General features: G+C 66.1%; 20 protein-coding genes and 3 pseudogenes. 7 read left to right on the top strand and 16 right to left on the bottom strand.

The window, feature by feature from the left end; all coding sequences use genetic code 11:
- Positions 1-99: 99 nt before the first annotated feature.
- The 3 genes and pseudogenes from ACGFRG_RS05425 to ACGFRG_RS05415 form a co-directional block, all read right to left on the bottom strand.
- Positions 100-249 (bottom strand): annotated as a pseudogene (locus ACGFRG_RS05425) (ParB N-terminal domain-containing protein); the annotation flags it as partial.
- Positions 250-307: 58 nt separating this feature from the next.
- On the bottom strand, positions 308-970 hold the full coding sequence (locus ACGFRG_RS05420; protein ID WP_393261526.1) for a ParB/RepB/Spo0J family partition protein: 663 nt from the start codon (positions 968-970) through the stop codon (positions 308-310).
- Positions 971-1,079: 109 nt separating this feature from the next.
- Positions 1,080-1,442, bottom strand: a complete 363-nt coding sequence (locus tag ACGFRG_RS05415; protein WP_393261525.1) for a hypothetical protein — start codon at positions 1,440-1,442, stop codon at positions 1,080-1,082.
- A 57-nt stretch (positions 1,443-1,499) separates the two neighbouring features.
- Between ACGFRG_RS05415 and ACGFRG_RS05410 the strand changes: the two genes are divergently transcribed.
- Together ACGFRG_RS05410 and ACGFRG_RS05405 are read left to right on the top strand one after the other, a co-directional pair.
- Positions 1,500-1,673 (top strand): hypothetical protein, encoded by a 174-nt coding sequence (locus ACGFRG_RS05410; protein WP_393261523.1) that lies wholly within the window; start codon positions 1,500-1,502, stop codon positions 1,671-1,673.
- Positions 1,674-1,857: 184 nt separating this feature from the next.
- Positions 1,858-2,316: a hypothetical protein gene (locus tag ACGFRG_RS05405; RefSeq protein WP_393261520.1), complete on the top strand. Its 459-nt coding sequence runs from the start codon at positions 1,858-1,860 to the stop codon at positions 2,314-2,316.
- A gap of 50 nt (positions 2,317-2,366) precedes the next feature.
- Here the strand turns inward: ACGFRG_RS05405 and ACGFRG_RS05400 are convergent, their stop codons facing one another.
- Positions 2,367-3,644 (bottom strand): hypothetical protein, encoded by a 1,278-nt coding sequence (locus ACGFRG_RS05400; protein ID WP_393261518.1) that lies wholly within the window; start codon positions 3,642-3,644, stop codon positions 2,367-2,369.
- A gap of 373 nt (positions 3,645-4,017) precedes the next feature.
- Between ACGFRG_RS05400 and ACGFRG_RS05395 the strand changes: the two genes are divergently transcribed.
- On the top strand, positions 4,018-4,671 hold the full coding sequence (locus ACGFRG_RS05395) for a hypothetical protein (RefSeq protein ID WP_393261515.1): 654 nt from the start codon (positions 4,018-4,020) through the stop codon (positions 4,669-4,671).
- Here the strand turns inward: ACGFRG_RS05395 and ACGFRG_RS05390 are convergent.
- From ACGFRG_RS05390 to fabG, 8 genes are all read right to left on the bottom strand, one after another.
- Entirely contained in the window at positions 4,651-4,968 is a 318-nt protein-coding gene (locus ACGFRG_RS05390) for a hypothetical protein (protein ID WP_393261512.1), read from the bottom strand. The two genes, ACGFRG_RS05395 and ACGFRG_RS05390, sit on opposite strands and share 21 nt — an antisense overlap.
- An 806-nt stretch (positions 4,969-5,774) precedes the next feature.
- Positions 5,775-5,981: a hypothetical protein gene (locus ACGFRG_RS05385; RefSeq protein WP_393261509.1), complete on the bottom strand. Its 207-nt coding sequence runs from the start codon at positions 5,979-5,981 to the stop codon at positions 5,775-5,777.
- A 110-nt stretch (positions 5,982-6,091) separates the two neighbouring features.
- Positions 6,092-6,331, bottom strand: coding sequence for a hypothetical protein (locus ACGFRG_RS05380; protein ID WP_393261506.1), 240 nt, complete (start codon positions 6,329-6,331; stop codon positions 6,092-6,094).
- 193 nt (positions 6,332-6,524) lie between these two features.
- Positions 6,525-6,725: a hypothetical protein gene (locus ACGFRG_RS05375; RefSeq protein WP_393261503.1), complete on the bottom strand. Its 201-nt coding sequence runs from the start codon at positions 6,723-6,725 to the stop codon at positions 6,525-6,527.
- Positions 6,726-6,950: 225 nt separating this feature from the next.
- Positions 6,951-7,205 carry a hypothetical protein gene (locus ACGFRG_RS05370; RefSeq protein WP_393261500.1) on the bottom strand — a complete coding sequence of 85 codons (255 nt, stop codon included), beginning with the start codon at positions 7,203-7,205 and terminating at the stop codon, positions 6,951-6,953.
- A 35-nt stretch (positions 7,206-7,240) separates the two neighbouring features.
- Positions 7,241-7,486 carry a hypothetical protein gene (locus ACGFRG_RS05365; RefSeq protein WP_393261497.1) on the bottom strand — a complete coding sequence of 82 codons (246 nt, stop codon included), beginning with the start codon at positions 7,484-7,486 and terminating at the stop codon, positions 7,241-7,243.
- A gap of 349 nt (positions 7,487-7,835) precedes the next feature.
- On the bottom strand, positions 7,836-8,771 hold the full coding sequence (locus ACGFRG_RS05360; RefSeq protein ID WP_393261494.1) for a ParB/RepB/Spo0J family partition protein: 936 nt from the start codon (positions 8,769-8,771) through the stop codon (positions 7,836-7,838).
- Between the two features lie 667 nt (positions 8,772-9,438).
- Positions 9,439-10,143 carry a 3-oxoacyl-ACP reductase FabG gene (gene fabG, locus ACGFRG_RS05355; protein ID WP_393261492.1) on the bottom strand — a complete coding sequence of 235 codons (705 nt, stop codon included), beginning with the start codon at positions 10,141-10,143 and terminating at the stop codon, positions 9,439-9,441.
- A 340-nt stretch (positions 10,144-10,483) separates the two neighbouring features.
- Here fabG and ACGFRG_RS05350 point away from each other — a divergent pair.
- A pseudogene (locus ACGFRG_RS05350) lies at positions 10,484-11,245 on the top strand (helix-turn-helix domain-containing protein); the annotation flags it as partial.
- Between the two features lie 8 nt (positions 11,246-11,253).
- Here ACGFRG_RS05350 and ACGFRG_RS05345 read toward each other — a convergent pair.
- The 3 genes from ACGFRG_RS05345 to ACGFRG_RS05335 form a co-directional block, all read right to left on the bottom strand.
- Entirely contained in the window at positions 11,254-12,231 is a 978-nt protein-coding gene (locus ACGFRG_RS05345) for an MBL fold metallo-hydrolase (protein ID WP_393261489.1), read from the bottom strand.
- Between the two features lie 99 nt (positions 12,232-12,330).
- Positions 12,331-13,263, bottom strand: coding sequence for a recombinase family protein (locus tag ACGFRG_RS05340; protein ID WP_393261486.1), 933 nt, complete (start codon positions 13,261-13,263; stop codon positions 12,331-12,333).
- 310 nt (positions 13,264-13,573) lie between these two features.
- Positions 13,574-13,819 (bottom strand): DNA-binding protein, encoded by a 246-nt coding sequence (locus ACGFRG_RS05335; RefSeq protein WP_393261483.1) that lies wholly within the window; start codon positions 13,817-13,819, stop codon positions 13,574-13,576.
- A 125-nt stretch (positions 13,820-13,944) separates the two neighbouring features.
- On the opposite strand from ACGFRG_RS05335, the gene ACGFRG_RS05330 reads away from it, so the two are divergent.
- On the top strand, positions 13,945-15,639 hold the full coding sequence (locus ACGFRG_RS05330) for a tyrosine-type recombinase/integrase (protein ID WP_393261480.1): 1,695 nt from the start codon (positions 13,945-13,947) through the stop codon (positions 15,637-15,639).
- 115 nt (positions 15,640-15,754) lie between these two features.
- Positions 15,755-15,976: pseudogene (locus ACGFRG_RS05325) on the top strand (hypothetical protein); the annotation flags it as partial.
- Positions 15,977-16,021: 45 nt separating this feature from the next.
- Here the strand turns inward: ACGFRG_RS05325 and ACGFRG_RS05320 are convergent.
- Positions 16,022-16,480 (bottom strand): Lrp/AsnC family transcriptional regulator, encoded by a 459-nt coding sequence (locus tag ACGFRG_RS05320; RefSeq protein WP_188274790.1) that lies wholly within the window; start codon positions 16,478-16,480, stop codon positions 16,022-16,024.
- A 94-nt stretch (positions 16,481-16,574) separates the two neighbouring features.
- On the opposite strand from ACGFRG_RS05320, the gene ACGFRG_RS05315 reads away from it, so the two are divergent.
- The gene (locus tag ACGFRG_RS05315) at positions 16,575-17,060 is read left to right on the top strand and encodes a rhodanese-like domain-containing protein (RefSeq protein WP_393261476.1); all 486 of its coding nucleotides are present in this window, start codon (positions 16,575-16,577) and stop codon (positions 17,058-17,060) included.
- The last annotated feature ends 25 nt before the right edge of the window (positions 17,061-17,085 follow it).

Genomic DNA, 17,085 nt, shown 5'->3' with positions numbered 1-17,085 from the left:
GGCCGGTACCCGGACCTTGGAGCCGTCGGTCTCGACGGAGTTGTGCAGGAGGTTGAACTGGACTTCGTCCTGTGTGGTGACGTGCGCGTCGAGCAGCAGCGCCGGGACCTGGTCGATGCCGAGCGCCTTGAGGGACTTGGTGCGCTGGTGGCCGGCGACCAGAATGCCGTTGCCGTTGACGATGACCGGCTTGACGCAGCCGAACAGCCGCAGTGATTGCTTCAGCCGGTCGAATGCCTCCGGGGACAGGCGCCGCGGGTTGTAGGGGGCCGGTTTGAGACCGGCGAGCGGGTAGTCGGCGATGAACCTAGGCAGCGCCAGTCACCTCCTCCTGGCGAGTGTCGAGGAGGTAGTGCGCGAAGCCGGTGTCGGTGCCCTGCCGGTCGTAGAAGGCGGCGTGCACGGCGTCCAGACGCTCGACTTCCTCCTTGGCGATCTGCACCCGCGTGGCACCCCACTGCATATAGCCCCACTGAAGATGGGTGTTGGTGATCCTCTCGCCCTCGGGGGGAACCGTGTCAGCGGCCACGATGCTGGGAATCTCGACCGCGTCGAGGAGGTCATCGAGGGCGTTCTGGTCGTAGCCGGTGCCGTCGAGGTCCGGGAGCGCGGTGAGGATGTCGGCCAGCAGGACGCTGTCGTACCCGGCGAGATCGCTGGTGCGGTTGTCGACGATCACGATCTTCGCTGCGGTGTCGTCGTCGACGTCCAGCCACGTCACCGCGATGTCCGGCCAGCCCAGGCGCTGGGCCGCCTTCAAAGTGTGGTTGCCCGCGAGGACTTCGTTCGGGCGGCCGGTCAGAGAACCGATGTTGACGACGATCGGCTTGTACTGGCCATGAGTCGACAACGACTCGGCGATGGCGTCGAGATCCCCAGTTCGTGGATTGCGGTGGTACGCAGCCAGTTCGTCGATGCCGACGGTCAGATCTGCGAGCGAAGCCGGGATGCGTGAAGTGGCAGGGGACACGGGACTCCAGCCCCGCGCCCAGGATTGAGCCTAGGGGGTCGAAGCTGTGAACCGGGGAACGAAGAGAAGCAGTCAAGGAGCAATTGCCAAAAACTGTGGACCAGTAGCTTCACAGTGACTCGCGCTTCAGGTGTTCGAGCCCTTCGATGGCGTCCAGTTGGCCCCGCGGGTTGGGGACGGGAGCCGGGGTGAGCGTCAGCACAAGGATCTGAACCGTCGGGTGTTCGGCGGCGTAGAGGTCGTCTTCGTCATCGTCGCCGGGAATCGAGTTGGGCTGGATCTCGATCTTTCCGTCGGGGCTGTCGGCGCGGTGGTAGATCCCCCGGAAGTAGCTGTCGTGCTCGGTGAAGACAAGCTCGTCGTCGCCCTCCTCAAGAAACGCTGGTCCATGACGAACGCCGTGCTCGCGGAGGCGACCGGCCAGCAGGAGCCGGATCGGCGCGACCCTCTGGGACACCACCCCGGCACTCACCGCACTCGGTCACACCGCCTCCACCGGCGCCCTCACCGTGACCACAGCACACCAATCGTGCCGCAATCGCAGGTCCACGGCCCGGTGAAGAGCTTCAAGCTCACACTCGGAAACCGGTCCTTCGGCATCACCCGGGGCACCAAGGAGGCCGTCCCCGGAGGCAGAACGCTCACCGTCGACACCCGCCCCGGATTCAAGACGGCCCAAGACGATCAAGGCAAGAACTACTAGCTCGACCTGGACAAAGCCCCCTCACTGTGGCCGCTGCCCGTCGGCCGATCCGAGATGGGCATCGAGCTGGTTCCCGGCAGCCCGAACACGACGCTGCGCAGGACCATCAACCCTCGCTACGAGACCTACTAGGAGCAGGGCGGCCTAGGATGCGGGGCAGGATCAGCTGACTGTGAGGACACGCATGGCCGCGATGATCAAGCACCAGGAGTTATCGGTGTACGTGGAACACTTCGCCATCTGTCTCGAAGACCGCGACACCAGTTGGATGTCGCACCCCTTCCCCGACGGGTACGACCCCGAGGTGTTCCTGAAGCCGTTTCCGGGCCGTCTGGACATCCGCAGTGCCGGGCACACGCACACGGCCCACTTCACCGTGGAGGTCTGGGACGGACCGCCATCCGAGCCCGAAGGCGAATGGGATGAACGCGGTACCGCATCGCTCCACTGCGTCTCAGGCCAGCTTCGCCTGCACGGGACGAGCGGTGGGCCGGCCACCGATGACGTACACCTTCCGCAGGCTCCGGCCACCTGGGAGGTGCGCCTGCTGTGTACCGGCCGGACTGAGGTAGCCGCCGAGACGCTGCACCGTGCCGCCCACAACGTAGAGCGGTATACCGCCCAGTTCTGGCCCGCCGCATAGCCGCACGGGGCCGGTACGCTGCCGCGCACCGGCCCCGGCCATCACACTGCTCAGTGCGTGATCTGCACCCAGAAGCCGTCGTCAGGGCCGTCGATGACCCGGTTCTTGTTGTAGAAGTCAAGCAGGAGATTCCCCGCAGCCCCGTTCTCGACCCCGGGGACGGCCATGACGCTGAAGTTGTCCCGCAACTGGTGCGGGTCGTAGTCCCCAGCAGCCGCTCCTTGGTAGGTGCTCTGGAACGGGTATTCGTCGCACTCGTCGCCGTTCTTGGCGTAGTCGTCCCCGAAGTACTTCAGGCAGTTGTACCGGGACTTGTTGTAGTTCGCCTCTCGGCGCTTGGTGTCGCCGTAGAGCCGGTACAGCGGGTCGTCGGGGCTCTGGCCCGGGACCTTCTTCTGGGAGTTGGGCGGCTGGGTCTGGCCGGGGTTGGTGAACGCCTTCTCGATGTGGCGGGCCACGCCGCGCTCCGGCGCGTCATCGGCCGCGCTGTACACCAGGGGCGTCTGGTAAGCGAGGCTGGCTGCGCCCGTGTTCGCGTTGGGGAGGTAGGGCGCCTTGTCCCACCGCAGGGCGAGCCAGAAGGGCTCCCCGCCCGTGGCACCATCGAGCTTCCAGGCCATCGGCGGCTTGATCTTGAAGGAAGGCTGGTAGACGGCGTTGATCAAGTCCATTGACGCACCGCCGCCGCCCTCCCCCGCAGGGGCGGTTATGGTGTGGCTGAAGGTGCCGTTGTTGCGCAGGGCCACCCACGGCTTGGAGACCGGCAGTTGTGTGTCGCCCCAGCTGTACTGGACGCTGGAGGGCCAGCTCCTGGCAATCGTCGCCGAGCTTTCGATGCCCGTGGTCGCAACCCCCGTCTGCCCGGTGGAGAGCATGTCGGTGAACTGGTAGGTGAGCTGCACGTCACGGCTGACAGACGGGACCGTCGCGATCACCACGACGTTGAAGTGGCTTTCCCCGACCGGCTTGCGGTTCTGAAGCCAGGTCTGGTTGAACGAGGCGCCCGAGCAGACGGCGTAGCGGGACTTGACGAAGAACTTGTTCGTCGTGCCCAGCCCCGCCACGCACTCTGCCGCAGTCATCGTGCGCGGCGGGTCCGGCAGGGACACTGCCCCCGCCACTTCTTGCCTCGTCACGGGTGCGGGGCGCCCGGACTCGCGCTTCGCGCGCGGAGCAAATGAGGCCGCGGGTCCCACCGTCTCCTTCGCGAGCCGCGCCTGCGTGTCACCGTCGTCGGCTAAGGCGCGCAGTTTCGCCAGGCCCTGCCCGCTTTTCAGCTCCGCGAGCGAGGGAGCGTGGGCGCCGTAGGGCAGTACATAGGTGTCCACGCGTTGGTCGGGCGGTGTGGCGTGAGCCGCGGCCGGAGCCGCGAGCGGCCAGATCAAAGCGGAGGCGGCCAGCGCCATAGAGCGGGCACGGGTATTTCCGAGGAGTTGTTTCATCGTCCCCCCTGGACGCAAAAAATTCCGCCCCCTGTGTGGGGCGGCAGGCATCATGCCTATCAGCATCGACCCCTAAATCGGGCTGCGGTTTTCCTGTTTGGCGTGATCACCACGCAACATGACCGAACACGCTGCCTCGCAAAAATGACTGGACACCAGCTCGGGAATGTGGGCGACGCGATGTCGGTAATGAAAGAGAGGAACTATTGGGGTACCGAGTTGAGGTCCGTGGCCGTCCCGACGAGGACGGACTGATTCATTGGATAGGCGAGCTGGACACCCGGATCAAACTCGACCTGATCATCGTCACAACGCCCAGGGCACCTGGCAGCTCCTGGTCAAAGACGGGACCCTTCAGGCCCGGCTCCTGGAGAAGGGGGGTGGGATCACCGTCTGGATGGACGGCCGTAGCGAGCCGATCTTCACCGGCCAGATCGAGCAGTTCCAGAAGTACTGGACGGTCGAGCAGCACACGGGCGAGGGCTCGGTGTACGTCGGCGGCAAGTGCGACAACAAACTCCCCTATCAGTACCTCTCCTTTCCCGGCGTCAGGGGCTGGGGCACGGACGCCATGAGTGTCTACCCCGCGAGCGAGCAGTGGAGGGACCGCGACCGCGATGCGCGGCCGGTCGGCGGGGAGGCCGGCCAGGCGCTTTGGGTCGACATGGACATGGCCTTCGGGTCCCGTGGACTGCCTGGACGGAAGGCTCCCGGCGTCACCCTGCTTCCGCCTCCCGTTGCCGAGCAGCCCGGTGTGCCGCCCAGGATCGGCGCCAAGGTGGCCGGCACCGTGCGCTACGACAACATCGGTTCCCTGGCCGAGAAGTGGACCAAGGAGGGCGGCGTCGGCTACCACTTCCTGTGGGACCCCGATGACAAGAAGATCAACAGATCACGTTGCCGGTCCTTCTGAGAGGCGCACCATGTCCGTTGCAGGGCCGCCCATCAGTGACCGCACGTAGAGCTGGCCCGCAGCACAGAAGATGGAAGCCAAAGCCTCCTCCTCCCAGTCACCTTCAGGTGCGTACAGTTGGTTGTCCCCTACCTCGACAGTGAAATGGGCATAGTGCGTATGCCCCGCGCTCGTGATGTCCAATCGGCCTTTTCGCGCGGTCAGGAACGGGCCGGGTTCATATCCATCATGGAACATGGCAGGCAGCCGCGTATCGTTGGCGTCCTGGAGACATAGACCGATGTGTTCGACGCGCACTGATAAATCCTGGCGCCTCAACATTGCTGTCATGCGGGCCCTCGCAGACAGGTAATCGCGGCAAAGCGTGAGGCCCTGCGTTCGGGGGATGCCGCAGGGCCTCACGGATAGCACCACTACCTCTTCTCTTCAGTGGTAGTGGTGGTTAGCCCTTCGGTGTTGACTGACGGGTTTTCCCTATGGCTCGGGCTGTGGCGCCGATGAATCGTGCGTACACATCCGCCGTGCCATCGGGATTGCTGCAAGTCTTGGCCTCGAAGGCCCCAGCTGGACGGAACGCTGTATGCGCGCCGGTACGAATGCGATGGCTGAGGTTGGCAGCCCTATTGCGGTTCTCCCGCGTGATGAGGTGAGCCCACTCTCCCGGCCGCGCACGGAGGGCATCGGCGGTGTCAAGTGCGGCCTGGACGCGGGTGCTGCCGGCGGGCAGCGGTTCGAAGCGGGCGTGCATCAGGAGGCTCCGGCAGTTGGGGCGGTTTCGGCGAGGTCGCGGATACGGGAGGCCATCTGCCATTGCCGGTCTGTGAGGTGATCGCACAGAAGGCTGGCGAGGCCAGCGATTTCGGCGAGGGCTTCCTGGAGAGCCCTGCCGCCGTGGGCCAACGATGCCGGGGGCCTGGGCGCCTTTCCAGGTGTGGTCCTCGTCGGTGAGGGCTTGGAGAGGTTGCTGGCGGTGTGGTTGGTCATCGGCTGTTGCAGCGGCAGGTGTTGGTGATGACGTTGAACCAGCTGTCGCAGCTCGTGCACCAAATGGAGCCGGGAGCAGGGGGCGTGGACTGTCGTGTGTGGAGCATGGGGGCTTTCCGTCAGAGGCGGTTGGTGATCTGGGCGCGTGGGCCGCCTGGGGCGAGCGTGGCGACGATCAGGGGGAGGTCTTCGGGGCGCCACAGTGCGGTTTCCAGTCCGCAGGCCGCTAGGTGCTTGAGCCATTCGCGCTGGGCTGGGCGTATGTGACCGGTGTCGGTCTTCAGTTCGGCGAACAGGGTGCGCTGCGCGCTGGTGTGGCCGAACACCTCGTCGGGCCATCCTGGGTCGGATCGGCGAGAGTTGTGGGTGTGGTAGGCGAGTGTCCAGCCGCGAAGCCGTGCGAGCTGGCGGACGTGACGGCGGAATTGTTCTTCGGTCACGTGGAGGTCGGCCGGTAGGTCCAGGTTGCGATGGCCGCTTCCAAGGTGGCTCGGTGCTGGGCTGCGTTGGGGTCGGGACGGGGTTCGCTCCGGGGTGACGTCTGCGGCTTGTTCAGCCTGCGGTGCCGGTCCTGGAGTACTTGTTGGACGGAGTACCGCTCACCGAGGAGTTCAGAGAGGGGATGGCCGTACTGCTCGTAGGCGAGTTCGTCGAATGGGGTGGTGGTTGCAGGCATCGGTATCTCCATGGGTGGGCCGGGACTCGCAGTGGGGTGCGAGTCCCGGCCGGAGGGGTGGCTCGTATCGGACGAGCCGGTCCGGACGGGCTGGGCGCGGGGGGTCGCTGCCCGTCCGGAGGTCGGAACGTTGGTCGGGGCCTGCCTGGGCTCGACCAACAAGCAAGAAACTAACATGGATTTTTGCAGGGGCCTATTTGTGATGCGTGTGATCTGTGTCCAGTTCGCTCGGATCGTAGGTGTACCCCTTCGTCACGCCGGTCCAGTGCACGGTGATGACCAGCTCGCCGGTCGCCTCGTCGATGCCGTGTCCGGTGACGTTGCCGCGCGGTGTAAAGAGACCCCGGGGTAGGGGAGTGCTCGGGGTAACTCTGGTTCCTTCGGTGAGATCCACGTGCCTTCTTCTCTGATGCTCGGTCGAGTTGGGTGAGTTCGTCCTCGCGATAGACCACTGCGCGATGTGTGCCGGACCGGATCACCCTCACGAGTCGCTGGCTCGTGAGAGACTCCGTCATTCCCATCGGGCATGAACTGCCCGTACAGAAAGCGGTGGTTGGTTTTGAGGTGGGCGCGATTGATGGCCCGCGAACCTGTGGGTATCGGCGTGATCGGCAGGGTCTCAGGCTGTCGAGAGCAGGTCGAGGCCGCGCCCCCAGGCATTGCTGACAGGCTCATTGAAGCTGAAGCCGGCGTGGTCGCCTTCGAGATCGGTGGCCCGCCAGTCGTCCGGGCCGCCGTTCGCGGGGCGTTCGAAGTATTGGATGCCGTGGGGCGTGCGAATGGCGAGGCGGAGTAGTCCTGCTGGGGCGGGGCTGCGGGTGACGCTGGTGCCTGTGGTGAGAGCTTCCCGTGTGAGGGTGTCGCCGAGATGCACCTTTCTTCCAATCTTTTGATGTGGCCTATTAAGGGTTAATGGAGGGAGGTGTAGCCGTCGCATGTGGGGCAGGTGTCGCCGGTTTCCCACGTCGTGCCGTCAAGGCAGCTGGGGCAGCGGGCGAACCGGCCGGTGCCGTAGCAGTCCGGGCACTCGCGTGTCGTCTCGTAGGGGCCGTGAAGGTAGCTGGACTGCCCGCTTCCTTCGCAGGTCCCGCACTCGGGGGCGTCGCGGCCGTACAGGTCGAAGTGGCTGACCGGCGGGACTATGGCGATGTTCATGATCTCCCTTTCTGGTGCGTGGCGGTGACAGGTGTTCAGAACAGCTCGTCTTGGCCGACGACGCTGCCCGGGTCGGTGGGCGGCTTGCGGCGCTGGCGTGGGGGGACGGGGTGGCCGGATAGGGCTTCGGTGCCCGATCTATCAGTAGTGGCGGGCACGCGCACCGGTCCGGTTGCGCCGTGCAGCGTATAAGGAGCGGCGGTGTCGAAGTCCGCTCGGTTCATTGCTTCCCACTCTGGGCGGCTGCTGGATTCGTTGTGCATGGAGTCTCCGGTCCGGGCGGCGCTGGTGCCGCCCCATGAGTGAGGGTGGGGCGCTGCGGCCCGCCGGTGCGGGCCGCGTGCTGGTATCAGGCGGCGACCGGCTCGTGTTCCGGAGCCTGCGCCGCAGGGTTGATGGTCACCAGGTCCTTGGCCTCGGCGTGTGCCTTGGCCTGCTTGACCTGGAACCTGGCCTTGGCCAGAGCCGCGCTGACCCGCTCCAGCTGCTCCATCCGCGCCGCGAACTGCCCCTCCAGCGCCTGCGCCAGCTTGACCTCGTCGGTCTTGGCGATCTCGTCGAGCTTGGCGCACAGTCGCTCGATGTCATCGAGCGCCGTCTGCGTCTTCTTCTGTGCGACGGCCCGCTCCGCACGCTGTTCCTCGGTCAGGCCTTCCACGATCATCATCACTGCCTGATCCTGCTGCTGGCGCATCGCGAAGGCGAAGTGGACCAGCTCGTTGTCCGACTTGAACTCACCGCGCACGAACTTCGACAGCAATGCCCCCTGGTTGGCAAGGCTGAGCTGTGCGATCTTGACCGCTGCCTGGGTGCCGACCTTGCCGTCCTGGACGAGCTGCTGGAACTCGGTGCGCAAGTCCAGGAGCTGGAGACGCAGCTTGACGTAGGTGGTGGTCTTGCCGAAATCGGCGGCGACCGATTCGATCGTGGCCCCTTCCTCGTCGTCCAGGATTCGCTGGTAGCCGTGGGCTTCTTCGAAGGGCGTCATGTCCTCGCGGTTGACGTTCTCCGACATGGACCGCTTGAACCGCCGGATCTCCGACTTCTCCGAGATGACGGTGGCCTTGATGGTGGTGCGGCCAAGGATCTGGAGGGCGCGCCACCGGCGCTCGCCCGCGACGATCTCGTAGCCGCCCTGGTCGTTGTCGGGGCGGACTTCGATGGCCTGCATCTGCCCGTACTTCTCGATGGAAGTGGCGAGTTCGCGCAAGGCGTCCTCGTTGAAGTACTCGCGCGGCTGGCGCGGGTTGCGGTGTACCTGGGACATCTTCAGGGTGCGCAGCATGGTGACTCCAAGAGGGTTCGTTAGGAGGGGTTCCCCTGTCTGACATCTAAATTCTACTATCTTTATATGGAAGGTCCACTCCGGGTAATCCAACCCCGTGTGATCTGGAGCACATGCGGGACCGGTGCCTGGGGTGGCGGGAACGTGGCTGTGGGGCGCCGGTTCCCCGGCGCCCCACAAACTCCCCTCCTCACGGCGCGAGCGCCTGACCCCCGTCCACACGCTCACGCCATTCCCGCACCTGCGCGGGTACTCCGGCCGCCAGGGCGGCGGAGCAGTCTTCAAAGATCGGGCAGCGGGCACACACCTGAGCGGGCCGCTTGTCCTGGTCGTGCGGCTCCTCGGTCCGCAGTGCCGGTCTGATGAGCGTCCGGCAGGAGCCGAGGCTCCAGGCGACCGGCATCGCCAGCCGGTCCTCCGCGGATAAGCCACTCAGCCCCTGCGACGGCGCTGCGCCCCGTCCCTCCGTAGGCGCCCACTCGCGCCGCGGCCTCTTCGCCAGCGCCAAGATGCGCTGCGCATCAATCACTTCGCTCCCTCATCCAGCGAAGCTGATTCCCCCCTCAGCTCCGTGCATCGCGCAGCCCGCCGTGCCGCGGGCGACTCCAGGGCGCCGGAATCCCATCGGCACGCGTGCCAGGAATCCGGTTTCCGGAGGGCGTTGAGGTCAGTGGCCCATGCCGACGCCGCCATCGACCGGCAGGACCGCGCCGGTGATGTACGAAGCATCGTCGCTGGAGAGGAAACGCACGGCGGCGGCGATGTCCTCGGGCTGCGCCGCCGAGCGCAGCGGAATCTGCGCGACAAGGGCGTCGATGCGCTCCTCGGGCAGCACGGCCGTCATGTCTGTCTGGGTCAGGCCTGGAGCCACGACGTTGGAGGTGATGCCGCGTGAGCCGAGCTCCCTGGCCAGTGAGCGGGAGAACCCGATCAAGCCCGCCTTGGAAGCTGCATAGTTGGACTGCCCAGCCTCACCTAGCATTGCGACGGCCGAGGAGATGAAGATCATCCGGCCCTTCCGGGCCCTCAGCATGCCGCGGCTGGCCCGCTTGGCCACGCGGAAGGCTGCCGTCAGGTTGGTCTCGATGACCGCTGCGAAGTCCTCTTCGGGCATGCGCATCAGAAGCCCATCGCGGGTGATGCCGGCGTTCGCGACGAGCACTTCCACCGGACCGTGCTCGGCCTCGACCTGCTTGAAGGCGAGTTCGACATCCTCAGGCACCGTGACGTCGCACTGCACGCCGAGTATGCCAGTCGGCGGCTCCCCGGAGCGGTAGGTGACAGCCACCCGGTCTCCGTCGGCCGCCATGGCCTGGGCTATGGCGAGGCCGATGCCTCGGTTGCCACCGGTGATGAAGACGCTGCGGCCCATGCGGGGACCACCCTTTCAGATCGTTGTGGGTCCGGTCGGCAGCCGCCTGCGTTGCGAAGGGCGGGGCCGTTGGCACCGTCCGGAGGTTCCCGCTCCTCCGGGGTGCCTCTACCTTTGCACCGACTGGTCGGTCCGTTTTCGCAACAGACAGGAACCATCTGGACCGGTTTCCAGGGTTCCGGTTGCGGGTGTGCCGATCCAGCTAGTGCGAGGGTCTGCTATGCCGGAATTACCCCATATTGTGTAGTGAGGTGAGAGTGGCGAGTCGATCGGCCGTGGCGGGACATCAGCTGACATAGCGTTAAAGTTCCGTCTAACCTTTTGTCTTTCTTTACCTTTGATGGGGAGTGGAACGCGCATGTCCGTCAACGTGCCAATCGCCCGTTTCCTTCGGGACTGGCGTGCTCAGCGCGATCCAAACCAGGTACCCGGTTTCACGGCCAAGTTCGGGCCCCGCACCAAGCCCGGCGTCACCCAGAACGAGATGGGCCCGCTCACGGGCGTCTCTGGTGACTACTACCGCAAGCTCGAAGCCGGCCGGATCGACAAGCCATCGGAGCGGTGGCTGGAGAACATCGTCCGCATCCTCGGGCTCGACGATCACCAGCGCCACACCCTGTACGTGTACACCCTCGGCCACGAACCGCCCCTGCGATTCCAGCCCGAGGCCATCGTCGACCCCACCACGGCCAGCCTGATCCGGGTGCAGCCCTGGGCCGCCTACATATCTGACTGGGCCTGGGACGTCCTGCTCTACAACGAGGCATGCGAACGCGACTGGCCGTGGATGAAGCACGGCGTCAACATCATGCTGTGGGCCCTCACTTACCCTGAGGCCCGCCTCCAGCTGATCAACTGGGAAGAAGAGTGGGCCAAGCCGATGGCCTCCCAGCTGCGGCTGCGGGCTCTCGAAGACCCGGGCAACAAGCGTCTGGCCCAGGTGATCGCCGAGATCAAGGAACGCGACCGAGTCGCCGCCCGCATCCTCAGCGAAGACCTCACCGCCGTGAACCACCCCGACGGCGACGTCCGTTCGCTCTACCTGCCGCACCACGGCGACGAAGAGCACAAAGTGATCTTTCGCGCCTACGCGCCCCTCAGCGACCGCAGTCAGCGACTCATGGTCGTCGTGCCCGCCGACGCCGAACAAGTGGCGGAAGCCGCCGCGAGCTCAGCCATTCCCTCGACGCACGCCATCGTCCCCGAGGCGATGCCGTCGACACCAGCCTCGCGGTAGGCGGCGGCAACGGCTGTGAACAGCCGCTCCGGATGCTCCCAGCCGCCTGCCTGGTCCTCGAACACCAGGCGGGCGGCGTCCGCGAGTTCCACCCCCGCCGCAGCATGGGCACTCGCCTGGAGCCACACACGCTCCAGGTAGTCCCGGAAGCCGGTCATCCCGGCCCGCCCGGTCACAGGCCCGTGCCCCGGCACGAACGTGTCGGCGCCGGTCGCCAAGAGCTGGTCGCAGGCGAGGATGCACGGGCTCAAGTGCTGCGACCACACGACCATGTGCGACCCGTTGAAGACGGCGTCACCGGTGAACACCACGCCATCGGCCGGCACGTGCACGGCCACATCTCCGGCGCTGTGACCGGGGCCGAGATCCATCAACTCGACGCTTACACCGCCGACATTCACACTCTCGGAGCCGCTGAAGGTCCGCGTCGGCCCCAGCACCTGAACACCCGTGAAGTCGAAGGCTCCGAAATGCTCCGCGATGTAGGCGTGCGCCGCCGTGGTGGGCTCCGCCCGGCTCAGCGCGGCCAGTTGGCCGGGTCCCATCTCCTGACACAGATGCGCCGCCGAGGTGGCGGATGTGACGATCTCCGCCCCGTCGACGAGCTGATTGCCCCAGGTGTGATCACCGTTCCCGTGGGTGTTCACAACGGTCGTGATGCGGGCGTGCGGCACCGCTGCTGCTATCTCGCTGAGCAGCTGGCGGGTGTAGTCCAGGGTGAACTGCGTGTCCACCAACAGAGCTTGATCCCCCGAGGCGATGAGGCCGGCGTTGCTGTAGCCCCACCCTGTGCGTTCGTGGACCCACGCCCAGGTCGTCGTGGTCAGGGGGCGCAGGAGCGGCGCGGTCAAAGCAAGATCCAGTTCTGTGGTCGCCTGCGCTGCAGGCTGTGGCGCAGGTGATGCGGGCAAGACGACGAGCCCCGCTATCGCGGGGCTCGGACAATGAGGTTATGCGGCGGGCAGGCGCCAGTCGATTCGGACCCGCTCCATGGGGTCGAGATGGCGGCCGCCACCGGAAGGCAGGACGTGGACCCGCCTGATGATCAGGCCGATCAACGCACGCTGCGCGTCACGAGAGGCTTCCTGCCACCACTGAACCCAGTTGACGACGTCCGATACTGGCAGCTCGGCCATGGGACGTAGCGAGCGCAGGCGCGCACGCGCGTCCCGAAGATCCCGGCGGGTCTCCTTGTCTGCGGCGACGAATGCCGACTCGACCAGCGTCCCGTTGCCGCGAAGAGCCTTCAGGCTCTTCAGCCGCTCATCGCCGCCACCAACGTGGGCATCAAGGCGCGCTACCTCTTCCCGTACGTCCTGCTGGAGACGAAGCAGCCGCTCGGCGGAGCCCGGACGCATCAGGTCCGCCAGCACTTCCTCGGCCACACCCGTCTCCAGGCGATCCGCATTCATGCGCACCGAGCCGCACGAGACGGCGCCCGGCTCGGGAGTCGGGCAGCGGTAGGAGGGTGCGGCGTCACCGTCTACCCGAGCCCCGATCATGGACCAGCCGCAGCCCCCGCAGGCGGAAGCACCGCTCGTCAGCAGGTACTCGTATGCCTCGCGCCGCTCGCCCTGCTGGGTTCGCTGCTCTGCCCAGTGCGCCATCAGGCGCTGGTAGAGCTCAGGCTCCAGCACCGTCTCCTCGTAGCCGAGGGGGTTGCCCTCGGAGTCGAGCCCGGCGATGCGTGGGTTCGATAGGACGCGGTCCAGCGTCTCGGGCCGCCATACGCCGCCCCGTGTGGTGCGGTGGCCCGTGCCGTTGAGCCAGCGGCACGTGGCCGCCTTGCTCTCCCCGAACAGGCGGACGGCTGCTTCGCGAAGCCCCGGCGCTTCCGAACGGTTCAGCACGCCGGCACTTGCGTAGCCCGACAGCCGTGCCATGACTCTCCATCCCTCGGGAGCGCCACTGCCTTGCCCAGTAGCAGTCGCTTAGCTCCGTAATAGGTCAATGTACTTGGGATGGTGTCCCCGAATCTCCCCCGTGAGTGCCGCGCTGGAGGCTGTCAAAGCATTTCGGCAGGTTAGAGAGATATCGGGGAAGACGGTATGGTTTTCATGTGACGCGGCTCACATGACCTGTCCTGTCGTTGGGGCAGTCGCGCCTTCTGTGGAGGCGCGGCTGGTGACCGGCGCGCCTCGCTGTCTTGTCCGCGGGGCGGGGCGTTGGCTAAATAGGCCCCTGTCAATCCTGTTAGGGCTCAATGCCGAGAGCCCGCCAGATCGTCACCGTCGCGACCTTCAGGGTGTCTCCGACTGGGATGGTCTTCGCCGGGAACGCTCCAGCCTTGATCAGGCCGTACGCCTTGTCAGGTCCAATGCCGAACGCCTTCGCCGCCGTGGACACACTCACGCTCACAGGCAGCGCCAGCACCTCCTCCAGCGTCATGCCGCCCTTCACACCATCGCTCCGACGTGCAGCAATCACAGATGAGGTCATAGGTGGTCAAATCCTTCATCCCCGCGCCACCTGACCGGAAGCATACGTCGGCCAAGGAAGCGTCTCCTTCGCTACAGAAAGATCGGGATACGTAAGGACATCCCAGCTCAACAGGGGGAACTCGCGTGTTCGATGGCAGTACGTACAAGAGGTGCAAGTGCACTGAACCCAAGCTCGATGACCACGGCGAACCTGTCTTCGACTCCAGGGGCAACCCGAAGGTCCACGAACTGGGCTCAGCCTGCCCGCTGTTGAAGAAGCGCGACCACGGAACCTGGTACTACTACGTCAAGCTCCCTGACGGCCCCGGAGGCAAGCGCAGGCGACCGCGCAAAGGTGGCTTCCTCACCCGGACGAAGGCCAAGGAGGAGGCGCAGAAGCTCTGGGACCAAGCCCAAAGTGGCATAGACGTCGACACCAAGGAGACGGTCGCTGAATACCTCGACCGCTGGCACACCAAGCGCGTTGACCTCAAGCGCAAGACCCGTACCCAATACCGTGACTTCATCGACCGCGTCTTCAAGCCCGCCCTCGGTCACCTAGGAATCCGGGACCTCCGCGACCGCCACATCCAAGAGATGTTCCAGCAAATATGGGCCCTCAACGAAGTGAAGCAGGCGAACCAGGAGGCCGCTGAGGCCGCCCGACTCGAATGCGACGCGGCCTACCAAGCATGGCGGCAAGCGCCCACCCCGAGGCCACCGGAGCTCCGCCAGGCGTGGCGCCAAGCCCGCGAGACCCTCAAGGAAGCCCGCCAGAAACCTCGCCAAAACACTGGGCCCGGCACGCAGAAGAGGCTCCTCGACTGCCTCTCAGCCGTACTCAAGGATGCCGTCGCCGAAAAACTGGTTGCACAGAACTGGGCCAAGCTCGTTGTGATACCCAAATACGAGCGACCAGAACCGCTGGTGTGGACCGACGAACGCGTAGCCCGTTGGCGCGAAACAGGTAAGAAGCCCAGCTCGGTCATGGTCTGGACCCCCGAGCAGACAGGGCAGTTCCTCGACGCGGCGGTCAACCACCCTCTATACATCATGTGGCATCTGATGGTGTACAGGGCGCCCAGACGAGGCGAGGCAACGGGCCTCCCCTGGACCGAACTCGACCTGACCACAGGAGTACTCCACATTTCGGAACAGCTCGTCGCCGACTCCTCCTACTCCGTGTGGGAGGACACGCCCAAAAGTCGCAGCGGCCGCCGAGCTGTCGCTGTCGACTACGCCACCCTCGCCTTGCTCACCGCATGGCGCGACGTACAGAGGGCCCAGCGCGCTGAATGGGAGAAGAAGCACCGGGCAGACCCGAAGGACCATGCACCGTATGTCGACTCTGGCTATGTGTTCACCAGGCCCGATGGCCGCCCCCACCACCCAACGAACGTTTCCCAGTCGTTCCGCAGATTCATCCAGCGCATGGGCTTGCCTCCGGTCCGCCTGCACGACCTGCGGCACTGCGCCGCATCACTCAGCCTGGCCGCCGGCCTCTCCATGAAGGCGATTCAAGCGTTGCTTGGGCACAGCAACTACCAGCTCACCGCCGACACCTACACCAGCCTGCTGCCGCAGTTCGAGCAGGCAGCTGCCAATGCCCCCGTCGATTTGGTGCCACGCCGAAACGGTGTCGAGAAGCCCGACGGCGAAACGGAGTCCGTGCAGGGGGCGACTCCGGTTCGTACGGACGAACCCGAGGCCCCGCCTCAAGACGCAGGCGAGACCCGTCTTGAGGTGACGCCCGCCTGCGGCGCGGAGGCTGCAGGAAGTAGGCACCTGCGTGTGGTCGAGGCAACTTCCCAAGATGAGGTGTCACCGAACGCAGCCTGATCGCGTTGTCCCCCATCGCGTCCCCCGGCCTGGGCAGAAGCCCCTCGGAGAGCACTTCCGAGGGGCCTCTTTTGGCGTTCTTCCTGGTCAGGTCAGGTGTGCCGTCGTGAATCGAAGACATGGCACCCTTTTCATCGACGAGGGCTTCGGCAGCCTGGACGACCAGGCCCTGGACGAGGTCCTCGACGTCCTGGACTCGCTGCGCGAGCGGGAGCGCAGTGTCGGCATCGTCAGCCACGTGGGCGATCTACGCCGCCGCATCCCCACCCAGCTGGAGATCGTCAAGGGCCGCGACGGGTCGCGGGTGCGCCACCGCTCGGCCGGGATACCGGGCTGAGGAGGCGGGACGCGCGGCTGAGGTGGCCGCGGGTTCGCGTGCCGGTCAGCCCGTCGACGGGATGCTGATGGCGCGCCGGGGGAGCGGCGAGGAGTAGACCACGCTCGTCGTCACCGACCCCAGCGCGCCGATCTTCCCGGAGATCTCCTCCAGATGGTTCATCGACCGCGCGGCGACCTTGATCACGAAGCAGTCGTCGCCCGTGACGTGGTGTGCCTCCATGATCTCGCCGGTCGTCTCCAGGAGATCGTGGAACGGCTTGTAGTTGCCGTTGGGATACCGCAGCCGTACGAAGGCGAGGATCGAGCGGCCGAGCCGCTCCTGGTCGACGACCGCCGTGTAGCCCGAGATCACCCCCGCCTCTTCGAGGCGGCGCACCCGTTCCGTGACGGCGCTCGGGGACATGGCGACGGTGCGGGCCAGCTCGGCGAAGCTGGCGCGGCCGTCCTGCTGGAGGGCGTCCAGGATGCGCCAGTCGGTGGCGTCCGGGGAATACTCGGTCATGTCTGTCAGACAACCGTGAAATCACCGGCGAATCAAGAGATGTTCCGGGGATCGCACCTTCTCGCGGTGAAGGGTTGGCCGTAGATTTCTGGCCATGACAACAACGCAGCTCGCCGCCGCCAACCCCGTCCTGCGCGTCGCCCCGGCCGCTCCGGCCGACGCCACCGCGTACTTCCGCGCCAGCCTGGTCTTCCACGCCGATGTCTCCGATGTGGCGTCCGCCCTGGCCGCGGGCGGTGACCCGGGCTTCGTGGTGCTCGACTCGCGTTCCACCGAGTCCTGGGACCAGGGCCACGTCCCCGGCGCCGTCCACCTGCCGACCGCGCTGATCGCGGAGCAGGCCGAGCAGATCCTGGACAAGTCGGTGCCGGTGGTCACCTACTGCTGGGGTCCCGGCTGCAACGGCGCCACCCGCGCCGCCCTCGCCCTGGCCGAACTCGGCTTCCAGGTCAAGGAGATGCTCGGCGGCTTCGAGTACTGGGTCCGCGAGGGCTTCGAGTTCGAGACCTGGCAGGGCCGCGACAAGCGCGACGCCGACCCGCTGACCGCGCCCGTCGACTCGGAGAACTGCGGCTGCTGACCGGCCGGGGCGCGGGCGGACGCGC

Source organism: Streptomyces sp. NPDC048696, assembly GCF_043198895.1.
Taxonomy (GTDB): domain Bacteria; phylum Actinomycetota; class Actinomycetes; order Streptomycetales; family Streptomycetaceae; genus Streptomyces.
Note: the sequence above shows the minus strand (reverse complement) of the source record. Positions and strands in the feature narration are given on the sequence as shown.

Bases quoted from the DNA above. Each gene is read 5' to 3' on its own strand.
- ACGFRG_RS05405 (WP_393261520.1), top strand. From the start codon at position 1,858: ATGGCCGCGATGATCAAGCACCAGGAGTTATCGGTGTACGTGGAACAC.
- ACGFRG_RS05380 (WP_393261506.1), bottom strand. From the start codon at position 6,331: ATGCCTGCAACCACCACCCCATTCGACGAACTCGCCTACGAGCAGTAC.
- ACGFRG_RS05365 (WP_393261497.1), bottom strand. From the start codon at position 7,486: ATGAACATCGCCATAGTCCCGCCGGTCAGCCACTTCGACCTGTACGGC.
- ACGFRG_RS05360 (WP_393261494.1), bottom strand. From the start codon at position 8,771: ATGCTGCGCACCCTGAAGATGTCCCAGGTACACCGCAACCCGCGCCAG.
- fabG (WP_393261492.1), bottom strand. From the start codon at position 10,143: ATGGGCCGCAGCGTCTTCATCACCGGTGGCAACCGAGGCATCGGCCTC.
- ACGFRG_RS05340 (WP_393261486.1), bottom strand. From the start codon at position 13,263: ATGGCACGGCTGTCGGGCTACGCAAGTGCCGGCGTGCTGAACCGTTCG.
- ACGFRG_RS05335 (WP_393261483.1), bottom strand. From the start codon at position 13,819: ATGACCTCATCTGTGATTGCTGCACGTCGGAGCGATGGTGTGAAGGGC.
- ACGFRG_RS05320 (WP_188274790.1), bottom strand. From the start codon at position 16,480: ATGACCGAGTATTCCCCGGACGCCACCGACTGGCGCATCCTGGACGCC.
- ACGFRG_RS05315 (WP_393261476.1), top strand. From the start codon at position 16,575: ATGACAACAACGCAGCTCGCCGCCGCCAACCCCGTCCTGCGCGTCGCC.